The organism is Frankia sp. CgMI4 (assembly GCF_001756285.1).
Taxonomy (GTDB): Bacteria; Actinomycetota; Actinomycetes; order Frankiales; family Frankiaceae; genus Frankia; species Frankia casuarinae.
This window is the reverse complement of sequence record NZ_MAQZ01000013.1, coordinates 1-3,442: the sequence shown is the minus strand read 5'-3', so window position 1 is coordinate 3,442 and position 3,442 is coordinate 1. Positions and strand designations below refer to the sequence as shown.

Genomic DNA, 3,442 nt, shown 5'->3' with positions numbered 1-3,442 from the left:
TAACCACGAGCCAGCCCCGGACCCGCAAGATAAAGCTCACCGACCACCCCCGGCGGCACCGGCTGCAGCAGATCATCCAGCACATAGGTCCGGGTGTTGTCCAGCGGATGCCCGATCGGCAGCGGCCCGGGGACCTCCTCCCCCGGCCGGATGTCGAACACGGTCGCGCACATGGTGATCTCGGTCGGGCCGTACAGGTGCCGCACGACGGTGTCCGGGCACGCGGCCGCGACGCGAGCGACGGCGGTGGCGCTGACCACGTCCCCGCCGGTCAGCAGCTCGGGCAGCCCGGCGAAACAGCCGGGGTCCTCCTCGGCCAGCGCCGCGAGCAGACCGGCGGTCACGTGCACGGCCGTCAGCCCGGCACCGGAGATCAACTCGGYCAGCCCGGCGGCATCCAGCGGTCCCGGCGGGGCGATCACGACCTGGCCGCCCGCCAGCAGCGGCACCCACAGCTCCCATGTCGAGGCGTCGAAGGCGTGCGGGGCGTGGAACAGCACGCGCTGATCAGCCCCGCCGGACCAGTGCCGGTCGGCGGCCAGGGAGACGACCCCGGCGTGCGTCACCGCCACGCCCTTCGGTACGCCCGTCGATCCCGAGGTATACATCACGTACGCTAGGTCGCCGTGGCCTGCCACGACGTACGGCGGCGTCAGCGGCGGCCCGGACAGCACCCAGTCGCCCACCGGCACCACGCCCACGCCCGGCGGCGCGGCGAACCCCGCCGAGGCCACCACCACACCGGTCCCGGCCAGCACCTGCGCCACCCGGGCCGAAGGCCACTCCAGGTCGACCGGCACGTAGGCCGCGCCCGCCCTGAGCACCCCGATGAGCACCGCCACCAGCTCGGCCGAGCGCTCCAGCGCCACGCCGACCAGGTCACCCGGCTGTACGCCCGCCACCGCCAACCTGTGCGCGACCCGGTCCGCGGCCTGCGCCAGCCGCGCGTACGACAGCCGCACATCTCCTGCCGCCACCGCCACCGCGTCCGGGCGGGCGGCCACCTGGGCATCGAACGCCGCGGTGAGCCTGGTGTGGCCGAGGGGTACGCCGGTGTCGTTCCACTCGCCGACGATCYTGGCCCGCTCCGCGTCGTCCAGCACGTCGACCTGGCTGACCCGCAGGTGCGGGTCGTCCGCGACCGCCTCAACCACCCGGACCAGCCGTACGACGAGGTCCTCGGCCGTCCGCCGGTCGAACAGGTCGGCCGAGTAGTGCAGTTCCCCGTCGATGCCCGCCGCCGCGCCCGCCTCATCGCGGTACTCGGCGAGGTCGAAGGACAGGTCGAACTTGGCGGTGGCGGCCTGCGACGGCATCACCTGGGTGTCGAGACCGGCCAGGTGCCACTCCCGCTGCGGGGTGCTCCGGAAGCCGAGCATCACCTGGAACAGCGGGTGGCGGGCCAGGGATCGGGCCGGGTGAAATTCCTCGACCAGCCGCTCGAAGGGCACGTCCTGGTGGGCGAAGGCGGCCAGGTCGCCCTCGCGGACCCGGCCAACGAGTTCGACGAAGGTCGGGTCACCGCCGACATCGGTGCGCAGGACGAGGGTGTTGATGAAGAAACCGATCAGGTCGTCCAGCGCGGCGTTCCCCTGGCCGGCCACTGCCGTGCCCAGCGGGATGTCGCTGCCCGCGCCCAGCTTGGACAGCAACAGCGCTACGGCCGCCTGCACCGCCATGAACAGCGTCGCAGCCTGGCCCCTGGCCACGTCGGCCAGGYGGGCGTGTGTCCGCGCGCCGAGCCGGATGGGCACGGATCCGGCCTGGAAGCCGGGCAGGGCGGGGCGGGGCCGGTCCACCGGCAGGTTCAGCTCGGCGGGCAGGTCGGCCAGCGCCTGCCGCCAGTACGCCAGGTGCGCGTCCGACCGGTCCTCGCCGGCCGCGACCTCGCGCTGCCAGATGGAGTAGTCGGCGTACTGCACGGGCAGCGGCGCCCACGGCGGGGCCTGCCCGTTCCGCCGCGCCGCGTAGGCCGTGGCCAGATCCCGGGCGAACACCCCCATCGACCAGCCGTCCGCGGCGATGTGATGGACGACGAGTGACAGCACGTGGCTGCCGTCGGGCACGGCGAACAGCGTGGCCCGTACCGGCAGGTCGCGGCTCACGTCGAAGCCCCGGGTGGCCTCGGCCGTCAGCCGGCTGGGCAGCTCGTCCTCGTCGGTCGGTACGACCACAGGCGTGGGGCGTGCGGCCTCAGCGGTCAGGATCTGCTGCCGCGGGATGCCGTCGGGGTCGGGGAACACCGTCCGCAGGCTCTCGTGCCGTGTGACCACGTCGCCGAGCGCGGCCCACAGCGCGGTCCGGTCCAGGTCGCCGCGCAGCCGCAGCTGCACCGGGATGTTGTAGAGCGCCTCGCCGTCCTCGAGCCGGTTGAGGAACCACATCCGGGCCTGGCCGAACGACAGCGGCACCGCCTCGGGCCGTTGCACGGGCGCGAGCACCGGCTCGTCGGCCGCCGGGTCGCCGCCGGCCCGCACCAGCGTGGCGACCCCGGCGGGTGTCGGCTCGGCCATCAGCTCGCCGATGGTCAGCGCCGTCCGCAGCAGGTTCCTGATCCGTGCGATCAGCTGCATGGCCAGCAGGGAGTCACCGCCGAGGTCGAAAAAGTCGTCGTCGGCCCCGACCCGCTCCAGGCGCAGCACCTCGGCGAACAGGGTGCACAGCGATTCCTCGACCGAGGTGCGCGGCTCCCGGCCGGTCACCAGGCCGGCGAAGTCGGGGGCGGGCAGGGCGGCACGGTCGACCTTGCCGTTGGCGGTCAGCGGCAGCGCGTCGAGCACGACCACGGCTGAAGGGATCATGTGGTCGGGCAGMAGGCCCGCCACGAAGTCGCGGATCTGGACGGTGTCGAGCGCCTCCCCCTCGGAGGCGACGACATAGGCGACCAACCGTTTCTGCCCCGGCTGGTCCGCGCGCGCGATGACCGCGCCCTGGCTGACGCCCGGGTGCATGACCAGCACCGCCTCCACCTCACCCGGTTCGATCCGAAAACCACGGATCTTGACCTGCGCRTCCGCCCGACCGGCGAACACCAACTGCCCCTCCCCCGTCCACCGCCCCAAATCCCCCGTCCGATACATCCGCTCCCCAGACCCGGAAAACGGACACGCMACAAACCGCTCCCCCGTCAACCCAGGCCGGCCAAAATACCCACGCGCCAACCCCACACCCGCCACATACAACTCACCMGTCACCCCCGGCGGCACCGRCTGCAAAAACCGATCCAACACAAACRCCCGGGTGTTATCCATCGGACGGCCAATCGGCACCACCGAGGCAACCTCATCCCCCGGCCGCACCTCAAACACCGTCGCACACACCGTCACCTCCGTCGGCCCATACAACTGCCGCACCACCACCCCCGGACACGCCTCCACCACCCGCACCACCGCCGCCGCACTCACCACATCCCCACCCGTCACCACCTCACGCACCCCCACAA

Annotated in this window: 1 protein-coding gene and 1 pseudogene; both read right to left on the bottom strand. The window is 72.6% G+C overall.

Annotated elements, in window-relative coordinates; translation table 11 throughout:
* A partial coding sequence (locus Manayef4_RS02135) for a condensation domain-containing protein (RefSeq protein WP_254665419.1) occupies positions 1-3,032 on the bottom strand: 3,032 nt, incomplete at its 3' end.
* Positions 3,033-3,203: 171 nt separating this feature from the next.
* Positions 3,204-3,377, bottom strand: a pseudogene (locus Manayef4_RS26510) (hypothetical protein); the annotation flags it as partial.
* Positions 3,378-3,442 lie beyond the last annotated feature (65 nt).